Annotated in this window: 2 protein-coding genes; both read left to right on the forward strand. The window is 49.8% G+C overall.

Features of this window, described 5'->3' with window-relative positions; genetic code table 11:
* The coding region (locus B3W37_RS03570) for a Mini-ribonuclease 3 (RefSeq protein ID WP_483174802.1) at positions 1-371 on the forward strand (371 nt) is incomplete at its 5' end.
* Positions 372-457: 86 nt separating this feature from the next.
* Complete coding sequence (thyX, locus tag B3W37_RS03575; RefSeq protein WP_481041631.1) at positions 458-1,159, forward strand: FAD-dependent thymidylate synthase; 702 nt, start codon at positions 458-460, stop codon at positions 1,157-1,159.
* Positions 1,160-1,300 lie beyond the last annotated feature (141 nt).

Genomic DNA, 1,300 nt, shown 5'->3' on the forward strand with positions numbered 1-1,300 from the left:
GACAATATTCCGCGGTGGTTTTGGCCTTTGTCGGCGATGCGGTTTTCGAGCTTCTGGTAAGGTCCCGCCTGGTCGCGCACGGCCAGCGCAAAGTCAAGGAACTGCATCTGGATACGGTATCCCGGGTGAAGGCCGCCAGCCAGGCCAAAATGGTGCAGGGACTATCTTCCCAGCTCACCGAGGTGGAACAGGAAATTTTTCGCCGGGGCCGCAATGCCAAAACCAGCCCGCCGCGCAATGCCGATATTTCCGACTACCGGTTAAGCACCGGATTTGAGGCGGTCCTGGGATATCTCTATTTAAAAGGGGATATGGAGCGACTGCAGTATCTAGCCAACCTGGCCCTGGATAATGAAGACAAGCCCGTATAGCCGCCGGGGCAACGTGTACCGCCTCCGGACCTGCCCGTCACGGCTCAAAATTTAGGATTATTTTAAAGCGGAGAGGATAGATCAGGTTGATTATAATAAAACCACAGGTATTGGTCCCTGCGGACGCCTTCGACGGCCACATCGAGAAAAAGCTGGAAAGATACGCCCGGGTTTGTTATAAATCGGAGCAGCAAATGAACCCCGGGGGGGATCCTGATTTCCTCAGGCGTATTGTAAAAAGCGGGCATGAGTCCATTGTAGAGCATGAAAAAGTGACGGTCATGTTTGTAATCGACCGCGGGGTTTCCCATGAAATAGTGAGGCATCGGGTGGGAGCCGCCTATTCCCAGGAAAGCACCCGCTACTGTCGTTATAGCCACAGCAAATTTGGCAGCGAGATCACAGTTATCGAACCTTTTTTCTTTGCAGAAGATGAGTCCGCTAATCGATTGTGGTCTGAATCCTGTGCAGTAGCCGAAAAGAATTATATGGCTTTACTGGAGCTTGGCCGCAGCGCCCAGGAGGCCAGGTCGATTCTGCCCAATTCGCTCAAAACCGAAATCGTTGTGACTTACAACCTCCGCGAGTGGCGGCATTTTTTCCGCCTGCGCTGCGACAAAGCTGCACACCCACAAATGCGTCAGGTAGCTATACCGCTGCTGCTACATTTCAAAACCCACCTTCCGGTCTTATTTGATGATGTCCCCTATGATAAGGAATTCCCAGCCAGTCACTATGCAGCAATGATTACTACTGACGATTTGTTTCAACCTCTGATTCCAGAATAAAGATAGCTTAAAATTGTATTCGTTTATAAAAACGGCTGACGGAGAGACTCCGGGAGCCGTTTTTATGGTGATTTACAGCGGGTATGAGATTAAATAAGAATAAAAGATTGGGTAATTTGAAAAGATATCCTTAATTTATGG

The organism is Syntrophomonas sp. UBA5494 (assembly GCF_002426325.1).